The sequence below is a fragment of the Kaistella flava (ex Peng et al. 2021) genome (assembly GCF_015191005.1).
Classification (GTDB): Bacteria; Bacteroidota; Bacteroidia; order Flavobacteriales; family Weeksellaceae; genus Kaistella; species Kaistella flava.
In genome coordinates this window covers 2045618-2063889 of the sequence record NZ_CP040442.1, presented here as the reverse complement: position 1 = coordinate 2063889, position 18272 = coordinate 2045618, and the positions used below count along the sequence as shown (strand labels likewise).

Annotated in this window: 12 protein-coding genes; 7 read left to right on the top strand and 5 right to left on the bottom strand. The window is 34.0% G+C overall.

Annotated elements, in window-relative coordinates:
• Positions 1-55 precede the first annotated feature (55 nt).
• Together sucD and Q73A0000_RS09335 are read left to right on the top strand one after the other, a co-directional pair.
• Positions 56-928 (top strand): succinate--CoA ligase subunit alpha, encoded by an 873-nt coding sequence (sucD, locus tag Q73A0000_RS09340; RefSeq protein WP_193810710.1) that lies wholly within the window; start codon positions 56-58, stop codon positions 926-928.
• Positions 929-952: 24 nt separating this feature from the next.
• Positions 953-1615 (top strand): porin family protein, encoded by a 663-nt coding sequence (locus Q73A0000_RS09335; protein ID WP_193810709.1) that lies wholly within the window; start codon positions 953-955, stop codon positions 1613-1615.
• Positions 1616-1910: 295 nt separating this feature from the next.
• Here Q73A0000_RS09335 and hutH read toward each other — a convergent pair whose 3' ends face one another.
• Positions 1911-3401, bottom strand: coding sequence for a histidine ammonia-lyase (hutH, locus tag Q73A0000_RS09330; protein ID WP_193810708.1), 1491 nt, complete (start codon positions 3399-3401; stop codon positions 1911-1913).
• A 191-nt stretch (positions 3402-3592) separates the two neighbouring features.
• On the opposite strand from hutH, the gene Q73A0000_RS09325 reads away from it, so the two are divergent.
• The gene (locus Q73A0000_RS09325) at positions 3593-5407 is read left to right on the top strand and encodes a hypothetical protein (RefSeq protein ID WP_193810707.1); all 1815 of its coding nucleotides are present in this window, start codon (positions 3593-3595) and stop codon (positions 5405-5407) included.
• A 355-nt stretch (positions 5408-5762) separates the two neighbouring features.
• Positions 5763-7556 (top strand): excinuclease ABC subunit UvrC, encoded by a 1794-nt coding sequence (uvrC, locus tag Q73A0000_RS09320; RefSeq protein ID WP_193810706.1) that lies wholly within the window; start codon positions 5763-5765, stop codon positions 7554-7556.
• Between the two features lie 119 nt (positions 7557-7675).
• Here uvrC and Q73A0000_RS09315 read toward each other — a convergent pair whose 3' ends face one another.
• Together Q73A0000_RS09315 and Q73A0000_RS09310 are read right to left on the bottom strand one after the other, a co-directional pair.
• On the bottom strand, positions 7676-10480 hold the full coding sequence (locus tag Q73A0000_RS09315) for a T9SS type A sorting domain-containing protein (protein ID WP_193810705.1): 2805 nt from the start codon (positions 10478-10480) through the stop codon (positions 7676-7678).
• Positions 10481-10547: 67 nt separating this feature from the next.
• Positions 10548-11315 (bottom strand): hypothetical protein, encoded by a 768-nt coding sequence (locus Q73A0000_RS09310; protein WP_193810704.1) that lies wholly within the window; start codon positions 11313-11315, stop codon positions 10548-10550.
• A 141-nt stretch (positions 11316-11456) separates the two neighbouring features.
• On the opposite strand from Q73A0000_RS09310, the gene Q73A0000_RS09305 reads away from it, so the two are divergent.
• Positions 11457-12320, top strand: a complete 864-nt coding sequence (locus Q73A0000_RS09305; RefSeq protein ID WP_193810703.1) for a glycoside hydrolase family 25 protein — start codon at positions 11457-11459, stop codon at positions 12318-12320.
• A gap of 50 nt (positions 12321-12370) precedes the next feature.
• On the opposite strand, the gene Q73A0000_RS09300 is transcribed toward Q73A0000_RS09305, so the two are convergent.
• Entirely contained in the window at positions 12371-13549 is a 1179-nt protein-coding gene (locus tag Q73A0000_RS09300) for a thioredoxin family protein (RefSeq protein WP_193810702.1), read from the bottom strand.
• 62 nt (positions 13550-13611) lie between these two features.
• A complete protein-coding gene (locus tag Q73A0000_RS09295) occupies positions 13612-14430 on the bottom strand; it encodes a carboxypeptidase-like regulatory domain-containing protein (RefSeq protein ID WP_193810701.1) in 819 nt (272 codons plus the stop codon).
• A gap of 233 nt (positions 14431-14663) precedes the next feature.
• Here Q73A0000_RS09295 and Q73A0000_RS09290 point away from each other — a divergent pair, with 233 nt between their 5' ends.
• Together Q73A0000_RS09290 and Q73A0000_RS09285 are read left to right on the top strand one after the other, a co-directional pair.
• The gene (locus Q73A0000_RS09290) at positions 14664-16547 is read left to right on the top strand and encodes an ABC-F family ATP-binding cassette domain-containing protein (protein WP_193810700.1); all 1884 of its coding nucleotides are present in this window, start codon (positions 14664-14666) and stop codon (positions 16545-16547) included.
• 296 nt (positions 16548-16843) lie between these two features.
• Complete coding sequence (locus Q73A0000_RS09285) at positions 16844-18220, top strand: APC family permease (protein ID WP_193810699.1); 1377 nt, start codon at positions 16844-16846, stop codon at positions 18218-18220.
• Positions 18221-18272: the final 52 nt, after the last annotated feature.

The window sequence follows — 18272 nt, the reverse complement described above, 5'->3', positions numbered from 1 at the left end:
TTATTAAGTAATTTTGTCAACATTAACATCGAATAATAAATTTAAATAATAAAAAATGTCAGTATTAGTAAACAAAGATTCTAAAGTAATCGTACAAGGTTTTACCGGAAATGAAGGAACTTTCCACGCAGGTCAAATGATTGAATACGGAACAAATGTAGTAGGTGGAGTTACTCCAGGAAAAGGAGGTTCTGAGCATTTAGGAAAACCAGTATTTAATACGGTTGCAGATGCAGTAGAAAAAGCTGGAGCTAATGTAAGTATCATTTTTGTACCGCCAGCATTTGCTGCTGATGCGATTATGGAAGCTGCTGAAGCAGGAATCAAAGTAATCGTTTGTATTACAGAAGGTATTCCAGTTGAAGATATGGTGAAAGTTAAAGCATACCTTGCTGACAAAGATAGCAGATTAATCGGGCCAAACTGTCCAGGAATTATTACGTCTGATGAAGCGAAAATCGGTATTATGCCAGGTTTCGTTTTCAAAAAAGGAAAAGTAGGAATCGTTTCTAAATCAGGAACTTTAACTTACGAAGCTGCTGACCAAGTTGTGAAAGCTGGTTACGGTGTTTCTACAGCGATTGGTATTGGTGGTGATCCAATTATTGGGACAACTACAAAAGAAGCGTTGGAATTATTCATCAACGATCCAGAAACTGAAGCAGTTGTAATGATTGGTGAAATCGGTGGTAACTTAGAAGCTGAAGCTGCAAGATGGTACAAAGAAAGTGGTTCTAAAAAACCGGTTGTTGGATTTATCGCAGGACAAACTGCTCCTAAAGGTAGAACAATGGGTCACGCAGGTGCTATCGTTGGTGGTGATGAAGATACCGCTCAAGCGAAAATGGCAATTATGAGAGAAAACGGAATCAACGTAGTAGATTCACCAGCTGAGATTGGTGCTACCGTTGCCAAAGTTTTAGGATAAAACACACAAAAAACACAAATGACTATGAAAAAATTAATTGTAAGTTCGGCACTTTTGGCTACCGTTTTGGTTTCGGCGCAGATTGATTTTAGCAGTACGAGATACGGAATCACTGCAGGTGGTACTTATTCTAGGGTAACTAATGCACATAGTCCATCAGGAGCCAGATATTCTGGTTTCGGAGGGTTTTTAGCATTAATTCCTATTGATAGTAATGACCAGTTTTATATTCAACCACAAATTGAATATTTAGGTGCAGGTGAATCTGGAAAAGATAAGGAGGCAAAAGGAAAGAATGGCTATGATGCAGTTTATGCAAATAACTATATCAGTGTTCCGATTTATTTTAAAGGGTTTTTCTCCGAAGCAGAATCCGAATTTTTTGCTATGGCGGGACCAAGATTTAGTTATTTGATTAACCAGAAAGTGACCGATGCACCATTAAGATATACGGTAGAAGGCGATCCTGCAACCGGTATAAATGGTAAAGCGGCGAGTTTTAATTTTGGTTTAAGTTTTGGATTAGGGTTTTCCTTTAAGCGACAATTGGAGCTTGCTGTAAGATATGACCTTGGATTAACCGATACCTACAAAGGTTTAAAGGCTGATTTAGGTGCTGATCCTAATAGCGCGAAAAATAAATCCGAACAGATTATAAGCGTTGGCTTAAGTTATATTCTTCAATAATTCATTTTTCAATGATAAAAAAAAATTCCATCAATTAATTTTGATGGAATTTTTTTTATAAATAAATCTTGAGGAAGAAAATGAGAAAACGATATTTTAGAAGCAATAGATTCTCTATAAGAAGCAACAAAACTTACGCTTCTTATAAAACCCGTCCCGCTGTCCGCTTTATCCCGCTTTGCGGGGATGCCGCTGCCATCGGGGCTATAACTTCAGGCAGTTCTTCTTGCCACCGAAAAATCAGTTTACTTTCACAAATACAGAAACCACTTTAATCAATCTCTTTTAGATCCAATTAATTTACCTCAAATTTTCTTTCTCTAATCAAGTCTGCTATAGCCAACATATCTTCACCAATCAATCGGTCTTCCTCTAATTTGGCTACTTTGGTTCGGATTAAAGCATAAGCATTTTCAACAAATTTACCACATTTTGCAGGTCTTCTAAATTCTAATCCTTGCGCACCAAACATTAATTCTACAGAAAGAATATTTTCTAAATTTCCTAAAACCTGATTGAATTTTCTACCCGAAATACTTCCCATCGAAACATGATCTTCCTGTCCCAAACTCGTCGGAATAGAATCTGCCGAAGCCGGGAAACATAACGTTTTATTTTCCGTAACCAACGCTGCAGAAGTATATTGCGGAATCATAAATCCGGAATTTAAACCTGAACTTTCAGTTAATAATCGTGGTAAACCATATTTTCCTTCCAGTAAAAGATAACTTCTTCTGTCAGAAATATTTCCTAATTCTGCTACTGCTAAAGTCGCGTAATCTAAAGGTAACGCCAATAACTGTCCGTGGAAATTTCCTCCTGAAATAGATTCTTCAGCACTTAAAACAATAGGATTATCAGTCACAGAATTCAATTCAGTTTGTGCTAAATTTTTTAAATGTTCGTAAGCATTTCTACTCGCTCCATGAACTTGAGGAACACATCTCATTGAATAAGGATCTTGAACTCGATCACAGAATTCGTGACTTTTTAAATTGTCAGAATCTTTCAAAAACTTTCGCATTCTTGAAGCCACTTTTCGGCTGCCATCAAATGGGCGAATATCATGAAGTTCCTTTTTAAAAGGACTTGCAGAACCGCGATATGCTTCTAAACTTACCGCCGCAGTTAGGTCGGCCAAGTCGAGTAAATATTTGAATTTATTTAAACCTAAAATAGCATGTGCTAAAATAAACTGGGTTCCATTAATTAAACCTAATCCTTCTTTTGGACCGAGTTGCAAAGGTTTTAAACCATGTTTTTTTAACGCTTTTCCTGTTTCTACGATTTCATTGTTTTGCCAAACTTTTCCTAAACCTAAAAGTGGTAAAACCAAATGAGCCAACGGAGCCAAATCGCCAGACGCACCTACAGAACCTTGTTCCGGCACCACTGGAATAATGTCTTTTTCCAGCATTAAAATTAATCGCTCAATTACTTCCAGAGAAACACCAGAAAACCCTTTTGATAAAGCATGAACTTTTGCAATGATCATCACTCTTGAATAATCTTTAGCAATTGGTTTTCCAACACCAACGGCGTGAGAAATAATTAAATTATGCTGAAGTAAAGCAGTTTCTGCTTCTGAAATTTTCACGTCACAAAGTGGACCGAAACCGGTATTGATTCCATAAACCGTCCTATCGGAGGCTACTATTTTCTGTACGTTTTTCTGAGATTTCAGAATTTTTTGTTTTGCTTCTTTATTGAGTTTTGCATGATTGGGATCTTTTAAAATCGCCATGATGTCTTTGATCGTAAAAGTATCTACGCCGTAAATTTTCATTGATAAGAATTTGCCTAAAAATACGCCTTTTTAAGAATCTGTGAAAATAGTTGAGCGCTTTTTTATTTGCTGACAAAAATCATGAGAAATGAAGAAGAATATAAATAGTATCCTATACATAATTAAAAATTTAATTCTAATTTTGATAGTTATTTAAATTGACCTAATTAATAAAGAGACCTTAAAATAATATGAATAAGAAAAAGCCCGCACACAATTTTCACATTCCGGTAATGGGATTGGCTTATACGATAGACAGTCCGATTCGCGTTGCGCAATACGGAATCTCTTCTGTAATTTCAATTATCGATGATGAGATTATTGAGAAAATGAACAGTCTTTATCATAAGAGAAATAATTTCTCTTATACCGAGATTTCTAATAAAATTGAAGATTACCGCGCCAAAAGAATTACAGCGTACCTCGATATGGTGCATGATGTGGTGAATATAAAATTTGAAAATTTCAAGCAAGAGTTAAGTAAAAGCAAAGAAGCATTGAATGAATATATCGACATGCTTCCGAATAAATCTGACCTAAAAAAAGGTTTAGAAAACTTAGCAGAACAAAAAGAAAACTTCACCGAAAATGTGTGGAAGTTTTTAGAAAGCAATCTTTCTCCTGGAAGTATTGACGTAAATGTCATGACGAAAGTGGACAAAGATAATTTCGTTAAAGGCGAACAATTGCCTGTTATGTATAATGACGCTCACGTTTCTTTACGAGGATTTGCCAACAGTAAACTATCTTCTTCGATTGTGCTTTCTGCCGGAATGAATCCGAGATTGTACAGTTACTTCGAATCTTTTCCAGATTTTTTCCCGAACGAAAAAGGAGAATTGAAAAAGAAAATTATTTTGAAAGTAAGTGATTTCCGTTCAGCGATGATTCAGGGAAATTTCTTAGCCAAAAAAGGACTTTGGGTTTCTGAATACCGCGTCGAATCAGGTTTAAACTGTGGAGGACACGCTTTCGCAACCGATGGTTTATTGCTCGGTCCAATCATGGAAGAATTCAAACAAAAGAAAAACGACCTTATTGCTTCTGCTCATGAATTGATGGTGAATGCTTTAACACAAAAGGAAATTCCTGTTCCAACACAACCATTAGATATGAAAATCACCGTTCAAGGCGGAGTAGGAACTGCTGAAGAACATGAGTTTTTATTAGAGAATTATAAAGTCGATAGTATCGGTTGGGGTTCACCATTTTTGTTGGTTCCTGAAGCGACTTCTGTGGACAAAGAAACGCGTGAATTATTGTCAAAATCGAAAGAACAAGATTTTTACTTAAGCAATATTTCTCCGCTCGGAATTCCGTTTAATACTGTTAAAGGAAGTACGAATGAGTTTTTCAAACAGGAAAAAATTAATAAAGAAAAAGCCGGAAGTTCTTGCCCGAAAAAGTACTTGGCTTTAAGTAAAGAATTCTCACCAGAAGGAATCTGTACCGCTTCCAGAAAATATCAAACAGTTAAACTGAAAGATTTGGAAGTAGTGAAAGATGAAATTACTTTGAAAGAATACGATAAAAGAAAAACGAAAATCACCGAAAAATCTTGCCTTTGTGTCGGATTGGTCAACTCTTCTTATCTCGAAAGTGAAATTCCAATTAAAGGTGAGAAACAAGGAGTAGTAGTTTGTCCAGGTCCTAACTTGGCGTATTTTGACGAAGAAGTTTCGCTTGCCAATATGGTGAAACATATTTACGGAAACGAAAATGTAATGCATCAAAACGACCGTCCGAATATTTTCGTGAATGAGTTGAAAATGTACGTAGAATATCTGAAAAACGAAATTGAAGAATTCTCTGAAAGTTTCACCAATGCTCAAACTAAAAAATGGAAAACCTTTAGAAATAATTTGATTGAAGGTATTAATTATTATGAAACGTTATTTGCAGAAACTTCTTTTTTCAAAAATAATTTGAAAACGGTTGAACTTCAACTAGCAGATTTTAAGAATAAAATTATTGGTATTGAAATCCCTGAAAACGTAAAAGTTTAATAGAATTTATAAACCACAAAGGCATAAAGTTTTAATGGATTAATTTCTTTTAAACACATAAGTAACATAAGTTTTAGTTTCTTTTAGTGTGAAATTATACTTCTGAAAAGTTCACAAAAGGATACTTCAAAATTTTAAAAATTGATGTTCACGAAGGTGGAAATCTTTAGATCTATAATATTTTGTGTTCTTTGGGAAGTATGTTTTTAAACTTTTCATGAATTAAACTTTTGTGACTTTGTGGTTGAAAATCTTTAATATTTCTTAATTATAAAAATCAGTCTGTCGTTTTTCGACAGACTGATTTTGTTTTTCAGCTGTTCTTTTTTACAAAGCAAATCCTTATTTTTGTATCATGAATGCTGATCTCGAACTTCAATTAAAAACTTTACCATCTGATCCCGGAGTTTACCGATATTATGAAAAAAACGGAAACTTATTATACGTTGGTAAAGCGAAGAATTTAAAGAAAAGAGTTCTTTCTTATTTCAATAAAAACCAGGCGGGTTATCGAACCCGAATTATGGTTGCCAAAATTTTCCGCCTCGAAACTACCGTTGTAAATAGTGAATACGACGCCCTTTTGTTGGAAAATAATTTGATTAAAGAACATCAGCCTTTTTATAATGTGATGCTGAAGGATGACAAAACCTATCCTTGGATTTGCATTAAAAATGAAGATTTCCCAAGAGTTTTTTTAACAAGAACTAAAATTAAAGACGGTTCCGAATATTTTGGTCCTTATGCGAAAGTTCGTCCTGCTAAGGTTTTGCTCGATACTATTAAACATCTTTATAAAATTCGAACTTGTAATCTGAATCTTTCTCCGAAGAAAATTGCAGAAGGAAAATACAAAGTGTGTTTGGAATATCACATTAAAAACTGCGAAGGTCCGTGCGAAATGCTGGAAATGAAAGAAAGTTATGATCGGAAAATTGAAGCGATTCGGGGAATTGTGAAAGGAGATTTCCGGACTGCCAAAGAATATTTGACGAATCAAATGATGGCTTTTGCTGAGAATTTAGAGTTCGAAAATGCACAAGCTGTAAAGGAAAGAATCGACTTGCTCGAAGATTATCAACATAAACATACCGTCGTAAATCCTAATATTGATGATGTCGATGTTTTCGGAATGACGAGTGATGAAACTGCGGCTTATATTAATTATTTCAAAATTCAGAACGGAAATATTATCCAAAGTTTTACGACAGAAATAAAGAAAATTCTGGAAGAATCTGATGAAGATATTTTGGAAGAAGCCATGATTGAAATTCGCCAGAAGTTTGATTCTAATTCAAAAGAAATATTAATTCCGTTTCATTTAACCTTAGAAATTCCGAATGTGAAATTGATTGTTCCTAAAATGGGTGACAAGAAAAGAATCATTGAACTCTCTGAAAAAAATGCGAAAGAATATCGCGTTGAAAAATTGAAGCAAGTACAAATCGTTGATCCCGAAAGACATACCAATCGAATTATGGCAGAAATGCAGAAATTGCTTCGAATGCCGACGGAACCGAGACATATTGAAGGTTTTGACAACTCGAATATTCAGGGAACAAATCCCGTTTCCGCTTGCGTTGTTTTTAAAGATGGTAAACCCAGTAAAGCAGATTACCGAATTTTTCATCCGAAAACAGTTGTTGGTCCTGATGATTATAAAACCATGGAAGAAGTGATTTACCGTCGTTACAAAAGAGTTTTAGAAGAAGCTGAACCTTTGCCACAATTGATTTTAATTGATGGTGGAAAAGGCCAATTGTCTTCTGCGGTTAAAAGTTTAAAGTTGCTCGGTTTGTATGGAAAAATTACCATCATCGGAATTGCAAAACGCTTAGAAGAAATTTATTTCCCCGAAGATTCTATTCCGTTATATTTAGATAAGAAATCTGAAACCCTGAAAATCCTGCAAAGAGTTAGGGATGAATCGCACCGTTTTGGCGTGAAACATCACCGAGCACGCAGAACCAATTCTACCATCATATCTGAACTCGACGGGATTCCTGGCGTTGGAGAAAAGACGATTGAACTCTTGCTTCAAAAACTGAAATCAGTGAAGCGGGTGAGAGAATCGAATTTAGAAACCTTAGAAGAAATCTTAGGGAAATCGAAAGGGAAAATTATTTGGGAATATTTTAATCCAAACTAAACTTTATTTTTTAGAAAAACTTTTGTTCTAAAACTTCCATCGGAATTAACTATATAAAAATATTTGTTGTAAATGATTTTACAACAAATATTAACTAATTTCATTTTTGATAGAAGTACTTATTTTTTAATAAACTGTTGTGAAAATTGAGTTCCGTTTTTAGCCGTAATTTGAATGAGGTAATTTCCTGCATTTAATTGCTGAACATCGATGATTTGATTTTCACTGGTATATCTTCCAGAAGAAATAAGTCTTCCCGAAAAATCAAAAATTGTATACGTTTCAACTTTTAAATCGCCAGTTTCTTTAATTTTAATAAAGTCAGAAGCTGGATTCGGATATAGAATCAGCTTCAATTTCTGAGCGTCTGATTTTACATTTCCTGTGTTAAGATAAATCGGTAATTCGGTGGTTACAGAATATAATTCTTCCCCAGAAGTTTTTGTTTTTGCGACAAAATATAAAGTGTTTTCTAAATTGATTAACTTTAAAATCTGATCAGTATCTACAATTTGTTCTTCGTTTACTACGGTGACTGGTAATGTGATGGTGCTCTCTGCAGTTCCGTTTGTTCGCCAAATTTTACTGCTGTTTTCCTTAGTGAAATATAAATAATTATTAATGCACGTTAAATTAGAAACGGCAGAAGTGGAAGAGTTTGCAATGATTTCTTTGTAAGAATTATCATTGATGTTAATGCTCCACAAGTTGTTACTTTTACCATCATAATTACTCGTTCCAAAATAGAGCGTTGAGCCACATTTTTTGAAATTCGCAAAAACGCCCATATTATTACTGCTCATAATTTCGGTGGGAGGAGTTTGTAAATTATCGAATTTGTAAATTGTTCCGTATCCGTTTTGGGACATTAAATATAATTTTCCTTCAATTTCGATCATGTTTTGAGAAACATTCCATTGACGTATTCCCCAATCATTAACTGGAAAAGGAATTTCAGTAACCGCTTGGGTGCTGCTGTTGTACTTGTATAATCTATAGTTCTTAGCGATTAGGAATTGATTATCAAATACACCTAATAATCTTGGGACATTGCTGTAATATTCTTCATCTGTAATATTTAGCGCAATCATAGTTCCATCCGTTGTTCCATCTGTTTTCCATATTTCGTATTTATTATTCTTAGAAATAGTGAAATAAAGGGAGCCGTTATAGAAGATAGATTTTGTTTGAGATGATGAACTGCCAGGTACTTCCTTAATCAATTCTAAAGTTTCACTGTTGATATCATTTTTCATAATCCGCATCATTCCACCGTTTCCGCCACTGTAATAAATCGTGGCAATGAGAGATTCATCATTTAGATTCCCAAATGTAGTGTACTGATCAACTTGTGTATTGACTGGAAGAGTCATTTTTTTCGTTCCTGCTTCTGTGCCATTGGATTTAACGATTTGTGAAGAGTATGAATTTGGGGTAATATAATAGTAGTTGCCAACTCTAAACAATTCTCCTTCAGGTACATTTGGGTAGATGGAATTGCTAATTTTAATGGCTTCAGGTTGATCGCTTTTTTTTGCTATTTTATAGAATTGATTGTTGTAGGATCCATCAAATCCTGTGAAGATTAAACTGTTGTCGGCGGTTGCAACTGCATTTATTGGTTTACTGCCTTGCTCGTGCATGGTATCTTTAAATATGGAAACTTGTTTCGTTTCAATATTATATTGAAAAAGTTCCCTTCCATATTTTTGATTCTCATAAGGGAAAATCATGCTCCCACTAATCTCAATAGAATTGCTTAATCGATTCTCACCTAAGAGACTTAAATTTTCAAATTGATCCATCAAATAAAAAGTAGTGTGACCAGAGTTTTCAATTAAAATCATTTGATTCAGCGGAAAATATCTAAGGATACTTGCAGCAAAATCATTTGGAATTAAAATACTGGTGGGAACCGTTCCACCCACTGTTCCATCAGTTTTCCAAAGTCGGTTTCTTTCTTGACTATACGGGAAAAAGTAAATTGAATTTCCTAATTTTTGTAAACCAAGTTCATCTTGACTTGACGATGCGAAATGCATGGTCGAACTAAGTACTTTGGTGTTTTCAGGAGTTCCATCGGTAACGAAAATATTGGAGCCGTTTTCGATGGTGTTACCCATGAACACTAATTTGTTATTTAAAATTTCCCCTGAAGTTAAAGTTCGGGTAGTATAAATAAATTTCGCTTTCTTGGTCGCAAGATCCAGCGACCATAAGCCGGTTTGAGTTCCGGAGGCATTTTGAGCATTAAACAACACCATTCCATTTAAATCGAAAAATTTCAGAGTAGTGTGAATATATAATGGGTCTTCTGTTCCTTCAATTTTTATTTTTGAAGTTGTTTCGTCAATGCTGTTGGTGATCCAAAGTTCATTGCTGTAATTAGCATTTTTTGCGGCAAAAATAAAGTGAGAATTAAATTTAAAGGCTTTAGATTCTAAAGTCTGCCCATCCATTTGTTTGAGTAATTTCGTTCCAGCAGAAGTTCCGTCGGAGATATAGATATTATTTCTTTCGGTAATGAGAATTTTACTTTCATCAGCCGTGATCTGCGTGACGTAATTATCGGGAAATTCAAAAATCTGTTTTGTTCCAGTTTCGGTTCCGTCGGTTGCCCAAAGTTGTGTTTTTGATGAAACATCGACCAAAAAATAAACCTTGTTTTTAAATAAAGTAAATTGAACATCGCTCGAAAATTGCGGTGTGTACGGAAATATCTTTTTAATTAACGTACTTTTTTTGGTCGTAAAATTATAACTCCAAAGATCGCCGCTCCAGAAAATAATCTGGTCATTGTATTTCTGTAAATACTGAGGATTTACGCCTGTATTATAATTAATTTCGTAAATCTCGGCTTCAATAGTTTGAGAGAAATTAGCAATATAAAATAAGGAGAAAAAGAATAGATAGATTTTTTTCATGTTTTTTTATTAAAGTAGAATTAAACAAATATAAAACAACTTATTTTTGATGGTTTTTTCTTTCAACTTATTTTTTTTCAAATACTTCTTTCCTAAAACTTCCGTCAGAATTTGGTAACTCAACCACGATTTTTCCATCTTCCAAATAACCCAAAGTCCCCGCTCCATCAGCAAGCTTAACTCTATAAACCTCTTTTTTAGTAGAAGGTTTAAATGTTGCATACGGTACAGAATTATTCGGATTCACTAAAATAAATTCTCCATCAGTAAGAAAGATTCTATTTAAAGTTAAAGAACCATTGCTGTAAACTTCTGCTTTTTGATCGGCCGTAACTTCTGTTTTTAGGACAGAAACTATTTGAACTGTTTTAGATTCTGGAACAACTGATAAATCTTCTTTTTTAATTGATGTTGACTTTTCTTTTGGCATTGACATCGTAATTTTTTTAGCAGCGACTTCTAAAGCTTCGCGCATTCCTGGTTCAAATTCTTTTATAGATGAGGTACCGTCGATCGAGCCAATCGTTTTATTTTCACAATCTTTAAAATCAATTTTAACTTTGTTTTTAAACATATTACTTGTGTTCAACAAATCAGCCGTAAGAACTTGACATGGATTTTGCAATAATTCTGCTGGCCATTTTTCTTTACTTTCGGTTAAAATGGTAAATTTTTTTTGTTTCAATTTGAGCTTCAGTAAATCATTTAAGCCAAATTTATTGGCTTCCTGATCTTGAAATTTTTCCGGAATATAAATATATTGGTAATCTGAAACTTGCTGTCCGTAGAAGAAGGTGATTAATAGTAAAGTCGAAATCTGCAAAATCTTTTTCATGAATTTAATTTGATGGGAAGTTATGAAATTTTCTAAATAATTATTTAGTTATAATGAGAATTGAAGTAGTCTGTTTTCTCCAATTGTTGCGAGTAAATTTTCATCGCTTTTTGTTCTTAAAAAATCTATTTTTGCAAACCCATGGCGAAGAGAAAAGTTAAAAGAAAAACAACCCGAAAAATTCACAAAAAGCGCAAGAGACATTTTCTTCTGCGACGAGAAATTCTATTGTTGTTTTTAGCATTGACTTTAGTGGGAACTGGATTTTATTTAAAGCAGAAAATTTCCTTTTACTACGCCATGTATTTCAATAAATTCGAACATAAAAAACTATCGAATTCTGAAGCCGAAGAAAATAGAATCAATAGAATTATTGGTGATTACGCCGATAAAACTTTTGGAATGGATATTTCTCATTACCAAAGAAAAGAAGATATTACCTGGGATAGTTTAAGTATCGGAAACCGTTCTATTCCAATAAAATTCGTAGTGCTGAGAGCGACGATGGGAAATAAATCTTCAGACAAACATTTTGATGAATTCTGGACACTTTCAAAAAAGCATGACTTGATTCGTGGTGCCTATCATTTTTACAGAGCCGATGAAGATCCCGTGATGCAAGCCAATAATTTCCTGGCAAACGTAAAATTAGAATCCGGCGATTTGCCGCCGATTTTAGATATTGAAAAAATTCCCAGAAGAAAATCAACTAAGAAATTAATTGAAGATTTGAAAATATGGTGTCGTATCGTAGAAGAAGCTTACGGCGTAAAACCCATTATTTACACTTACTATCATTACCACAAAGATTTTCTAAAAGGTGAGTTTGATGATTATCCGATTTGGTTAGCGAATTATAATGATGTTCCGCAACCTTCGCCGGACAGCGACTGGAAAATCTGGCAGTTCACCGAAAACGGAATCGTTTATGGAATTAATTCAAAAGTAGATTTAAACGTATTTAACGGAAATCTCTGGTCGTTGAAAAGACTGACTTTGGATTAACAAAAAAAGGATGCTTTTGGGCATCCTCTTCTATATAAATGAGAAATGGTTTATTTACTCTTGTCCAATATCGCCTGAGTTTCTGCGTAATCTTCACCTTCTTTCTTTGCCAATTCAATTGCTTTCGTTGCCCATTCTTTGGTGTTTGCTTTATCTCCTAATTTGAAATAAATATTCGCAACCGTATCTGTATTGGCATAACTTGCAGCAAGTTTTACCGATTGTTTTGCCCAAAGTAAGGCTTTCCCTAAAGCTACTTTATCATTCGTTCCTTCAAAAAAGTTCCACGAAACGGTATTCAATTCATCAGAAGTAAATTCTGGAGATGTTCCGTCTTTGTAATATTCTAAAGCGTATTTTTGATAACCAGCGGTGTCTTTTGCCGAAGCTGCAATTTTCATTTTTGCTTTTAATAACATTGCATTGGCTTTCTCTTCAGTCATCATTTTTTTAGCTTCTGTGATGAATTTTTTCTCATCAAGAACTTTACTCGTTTGGTCAAAAGAATTATTGAATATACCGTTCAGTTTAAAATTAGTAATAGTTTTATTGTAAGTTTCTTCTGGCATCAGTTTCACTAATTCGTCTTTACGTGAAATAAATTCAGGGAAAAGAGGAGAGTTACTGTCTTTTGTCAATCCAAAAAGAAAATTTAAATCTTCCTGAGACAAAGGCTCTGCTTTTTTACCATCGAAATAAGTTCTGGCAACTTTCGTGGCTAAAACAGGATCTGTGTAAGCATATACTTTAATAAAGCTTCTCAAAAATTCAGGATCTTTCTCTCCAGCGTCAAATTTCTTTTTAAGTGCGCCCATTTGTTTTGAAGGATCTATAGCATCTTTTCCAACATTAATAAAATCTTCTGGATCGTAATAAGAAGTTACACGGTGAATGATTTCTCCATCGCCATTAATGAAAAGGTAAGTAGGATAAGCTCTTACATTATATTTTTTCGCCAAATCGATTCCTTCGCCTTTTTCCATATCAATTTTAGAATTGATGAAATTGGCATTATAAAATTCACCTACAGCAGGTTGTGGGAAAACGTTTTTTGCCATCATTTTACAAGGTCCGCACCAAGTAGTATAAGCGTCTAGAAATAGTAATTTATTTTCTTTCTTCGCGATGTCCAGCAGATCTTTAAAGGATTTGTTTTCCTCAAATTTCATTCCTTGACCGAAGGTAATGACGCTAAAAAGCACCAGTAATAGCAATGATATCTTTTTCATTTTTAAAATTTATTTGATTGTAAAATTAATGTATTCTGTATAAAACAGTATTATAGCTTCGATTATTTTTGAACCTTCACATCGATATTAATTGCTGGACTTACCATCGGAACCTTTTTCCAATCACCTAAATAATTTCTGTAAATGGTTTTATTTCCCATCAACGCACCGCTCATATAAAACCGACCATCGAAGTTACTCAATAATTGAATGCCAACATAGAAATCATTATTCACCCAAATGTTATCCTTAGAAACATCGAAAGTATAAGTATTATCAACGATTTTTTCTGAAGTAATTTCGTCGTGTAGATCTTCAGTTAGAATGGAGTTCAGATTTTTATCATAAATAGTAAATCTAATAAACACAGGTTTATCAGTTTCAAAGCTGGAAATATTAATATTTATTTTCTCAATTTTCGTCTTTTTATTAGTCTTAAAAAGCATTGCAACTTCTTTTGAAAGATCGCCTTCACTTTTTGAAGGATTGTGACCGATCTGTATTTTTTCGGTTTTGGTATTAATTCCCCAATTCTTCCGAAGATATTTATTAGGATTTATGACAACTTCCTGAATGTCTTTTACCTTCTCGGTAAGCAAAATCGTATGTTGTTTTTCTTTTAAAAATTGTTCGATGGAAGTGACGTATTTTTTAAAACCACCAACTTCAATTTGTAAAGTTGTTTTTGGATTAAGGTCTGTTAAATCGATTTTAAAATTTCCATCTGCGTCTGCAATCGTTCCGGCGTTTTGATTTTCGATTCCAATTTTCGCATAGGGAATTGGTTGCTTATCTTCTTTAGATAAAATCTTGCCGGAAATAATTTGTGCGTTCATTAAGAATCCAAAAAAGAGAACAAAGAGTAAAGATGCTTTTTTCATAAATTAATTTCAGCAAATATTCTAAAATTATCATTAGAACTGTCCCAAGAAATTGTTAAACTTCAATAGATTCAAGTTAAATTTATGTTATTAAAAATTTGATTTTTACCTATTGAGAAGCTTTGTTAAAAGCGGCGATCTTTTATCTATTTTCACTTCGTCTATTATCTAAAATCGACTCATTTAATTTCCGTACTTTTGCACCTTTCAAAATCATACAGTCCAATTATACAATGAATTACATTTCAGCTGAAAATCTTACGAAATCTTATGGAGTGAAAACGCTCTTCAAAGACATTACATTCCATATTAATGAAGGTGATAAAATTGCCATCGTTGCTAAAAACGGCTCCGGTAAATCGACTTTGCTCAAAATTTTAATGGGTAAAGAAATTGCCGATTCTGGTACAGTAACCATTAATAAAGATATTCAAGTCGTTTTATTTGATCAGGAAATTGATTTCGAAGGAGAACTGAATGTTGAAGAATTCATGATGACTTTGGATTCGGCACCGATTATGGCGTTGAAAAATTACCATCATGCTTTGATTTCTGAGAATCCAGATGATATGGACAAAGCGCTGAATGAAATGGAAATTCACGAAGCCTGGGATTTGGAAAATGAGATGAGTCAGATTTTGAGTCAGTTAAAAATTACAGACTTAACTTCGAAAATGAAAACCCTTTCCGGTGGTCAAATTAAAAGAGTTGCTTTGGCGAAACTTTTGGTAGAAACACGTGCGCAACACCGTCATACCTTGTTGATTATGGATGAGCCGACCAATCACCTGGATGTTGATATGGTGGAATGGCTGGAGAATTATTTGTCAAAAGCGATGGTAACTTTACTTCTCGTAACTCACGACAGATATTTCCTGGATGCAGTTTGTGATATTATTTGGGAGATTGAGGATTTCAATTTGTACTTCCACAACGGAAGTTATGGAACATATTTGGAGAATAAAATCATACGTGAGGACAATATGAATTCTACGATTGACAAAGCGCAAAACCTTTATCGCAAGGAATTGGAGTGGATGCGTCGTCAACCGAAAGCAAGAACTACGAAGTCCAAATCACGACAGGATGATTTTTACGAAACTGAAAAAGTTGCCAAAACAGATACGAGAAAAGAGAAACTGGAACTTGATTTTGAGATGAAACGTCTTGGATCAAAGATTTTAGAACTGCATAATATCAGCAAAAGTTTCGGTGATAAATTATTGTTAAAAGATTTCTCTTACCAATTTCAACGTGGTGAAAAAGTTGGAATTGTTGGAAAAAACGGTGCTGGAAAATCGACGCTTTTAAATATTATTCAAGGTTACGAACCTTATGATTCCGGTTCAATTGAAACTGGAGAAACGATTAAATTCGGTTATTTCGCCCAAAAAGGATTAAAGTATAAAGAAGATCAGCGAGTGATTGATTTTATTAAAGATATTTCAGAAAACTTCCCATTGGCAAATGGCAGAACGATTTCTGCGTCACAGTTTTTACGTTTGTTCTTATTTGATGATCAGACGCAATATTCGCCGATTTCGAAACTGTCGGGTGGTGAAAAACGTCGTTTGCATTTGATGCATGTTTTGTATCAGAATCCGAACTTCTTAATTTTCGATGAGCCGACCAATGATTTGGATTTACCAACTTTGACGGTTTTAGAAAATTTCCTTTTACAATTCCAGGGAAGTTTGATTATCGTTTCTCACGATAGATATTTTATGGATCGTATTGTTGATCACGTTTTAGCTTTTGAAGGTGATGGAGTGATTAAAGATTTCGTGGGTAACTTTTCAGAATACCGCGAAAAGAAATCGCAGGAGCAAAATAAAAAAGTTTCCGCACCAGTTGTTGAAACTTCTAAAAAAGTGGAAACTGTTAAACAATCATCAACGCCCGCAGTTGCTGTTAAAAAATTATCTTTCAAAGAACAGCAGGAATTGAAAGACATCGATAAAGAAATGCCGAAGTTGGAAAAACAGAGAGCTGAGATTTTAGCGAAATTGAATAACGAAACTGATTACGGTAAAATTGCTGACTTTTCCGCCAGTTTAGAAACCATTGGAGAGAAACTTCAGAACTTAGAAATGCGTTGGTTGGAACTGCAGGATTAAGAATATAAATTAGATTTACAATATTTACGAGAACGGACTTTTGTCCGTTCTTTTTTATTTTCAATGCCACGAATGCACGAATTAATCGTTTAAATGACTTTGGTTTATTTCTTTAAATTAAAAAAGAATCAAAAGACTTGAATGAAATTTCTAAAACTACTTAAAACAGAACATTAGATTCTCAAAGAAATTCGTGCATTCGTGGCAAAATTTTCTCTTCTTTAACTGATGTATTTTCCTTTTTAATTTAATATCTAAAAAGCTTTTACTTTCTTTGTGTTCAAATATTTTTAAAGATGAGCAACGACCAAAAATTAGAAGCTAAATACGGACTGTTTACCGCCATTTCAATGGTTATTGGACAAGTAATTGGGTCCGGAATTTTCTTCAAAGTTGACGATGTTTTATTGTCCACTCAAGGAAATGTTTTAGCCGGACTTTTAGGGTTTTTGATCGTGGGAATCAGTGTTGTATTCGCCGGAATTTCGATGGCGAACTATGCAGAACTGTTGCCGAAAGATGGTGGAATTCTTAATTACGTTAATTATAGATTTGGCGAAACCGCAAGTTATTTTGTGGGCTGGATGTATATGAGTTTGTTTTATCCTTCGCTCACCGCCGTTCTATTCACGGTCTCAGGAATCTATATTGCACATTTATTGGCTGAGTTTATGAGCTTTGTGCCGACGCCTTTACACTATGCGCTGATCGGTTTTGTTAATTTAGTAATCTTCTTTTTCATTAATATTTTCCGTCCGAAAAGTAGTGGGATTTTTCAGCAGATGACAACGGTGCTGAAAGTTTTGCCTTTAATATTTATTGCCTCTTTAGGAATTCTAAGTTTATTTAAAGGAGAAGTAAGTGAAGTGAATACATTTACGCAGATTGGGAGTGGTTTTCAAAATCAATCCTTTATCCTTTTGGTAGCGGCGAGTTTTATTCCGATTTCATTTGCTTTTGATGGTTGGTATATTGCGACCCAGATTTCGGGTGAGATTAAAAACTCGAGTAAAAACCTGCCGAAAGCTTTAATTATAGGAACGATTTCGGTGATGGTTATTTATATCGCTTATTATTTAGGAATCGTTTTCCGAATGAGTGGTGATGAAATCATTCAATTGAAAGATTCTTACATCACAGAATTTGCGAGGAAAGCAGCTTCAAATTCTGGAGCGATATTGATGCAGCTTTTTATTATCATTTCTGTTTTAGGAACTTCGAATGGATTATTGTTAGCAACGATTCGGGTTCCGTATCAGTTTTCTAATTTAGAAAAGTCAAAGAAATTTCTGAACTTAAGTAAGGTGAATGAGAAATTGAAAATGCCGGTAAACAGTGCAGTTTTCGGAACCTTGATTATTGTCTTTTATTTATTCGTTTACTATATAAACAATACGCATCCTTATTTTACTGAGACGAACTTTGATCTTTCTGCTATTCCTATTATTTTTATTTATCTGGTTAATGGTGCTTTGTTTGTGGGTTTATTTCAATTATTTAAAAAGAAAGTTTTCGCCCGAAATTCATTTTTTAAGAAAATCATCACCGTTATTGCAGTCTTAGGAAATCTAGTAGTGCTTTTCGGAACGGCAACTGCACCAAATGGATTGATGTATTTCGTGATCAATATTATCTTTATTCTTGCAGGTTTTCTGCTGATGAGAAGAACATGACAAAAATCATTTCCCTTTAATTTTACTCATTTTCAGTGATTTAAACATTTGT

Excerpts from the sequence above, each read along its gene's own strand:
- Q73A0000_RS09305 (WP_193810703.1), top strand. The coding sequence starts at position 11,457 with ATGGCGAAGAGAAAAGTTAAAAGAAAAACAACCCGAAAAATTCACAAA.
- hutH (WP_193810708.1), bottom strand. The coding sequence starts at position 3,401 with ATGAAAATTTACGGCGTAGATACTTTTACGATCAAAGACATCATGGCG.
- Q73A0000_RS09295 (WP_193810701.1), bottom strand. The coding sequence starts at position 14,430 with ATGAAAAAAGCATCTTTACTCTTTGTTCTCTTTTTTGGATTCTTAATG.
- uvrC (WP_193810706.1), top strand. The coding sequence starts at position 5,763 with ATGAATGCTGATCTCGAACTTCAATTAAAAACTTTACCATCTGATCCC.
- sucD (WP_193810710.1), top strand. The coding sequence starts at position 56 with ATGTCAGTATTAGTAAACAAAGATTCTAAAGTAATCGTACAAGGTTTT.
- Q73A0000_RS09335 (WP_193810709.1), top strand. The coding sequence starts at position 953 with ATGAAAAAATTAATTGTAAGTTCGGCACTTTTGGCTACCGTTTTGGTT.
- Q73A0000_RS09325 (WP_193810707.1), top strand. The coding sequence starts at position 3,593 with ATGAATAAGAAAAAGCCCGCACACAATTTTCACATTCCGGTAATGGGA.
- Q73A0000_RS09315 (WP_193810705.1), bottom strand. The coding sequence starts at position 10,480 with ATGAAAAAAATCTATCTATTCTTTTTCTCCTTATTTTATATTGCTAAT.
- Q73A0000_RS09300 (WP_193810702.1), bottom strand. The coding sequence starts at position 13,549 with ATGAAAAAGATATCATTGCTATTACTGGTGCTTTTTAGCGTCATTACC.
- Q73A0000_RS09290 (WP_193810700.1), top strand. The coding sequence starts at position 14,664 with ATGAATTACATTTCAGCTGAAAATCTTACGAAATCTTATGGAGTGAAA.
- Q73A0000_RS09285 (WP_193810699.1), top strand. The coding sequence starts at position 16,844 with ATGAGCAACGACCAAAAATTAGAAGCTAAATACGGACTGTTTACCGCC.
- Q73A0000_RS09310 (WP_193810704.1), bottom strand. The coding sequence starts at position 11,315 with ATGAAAAAGATTTTGCAGATTTCGACTTTACTATTAATCACCTTCTTC.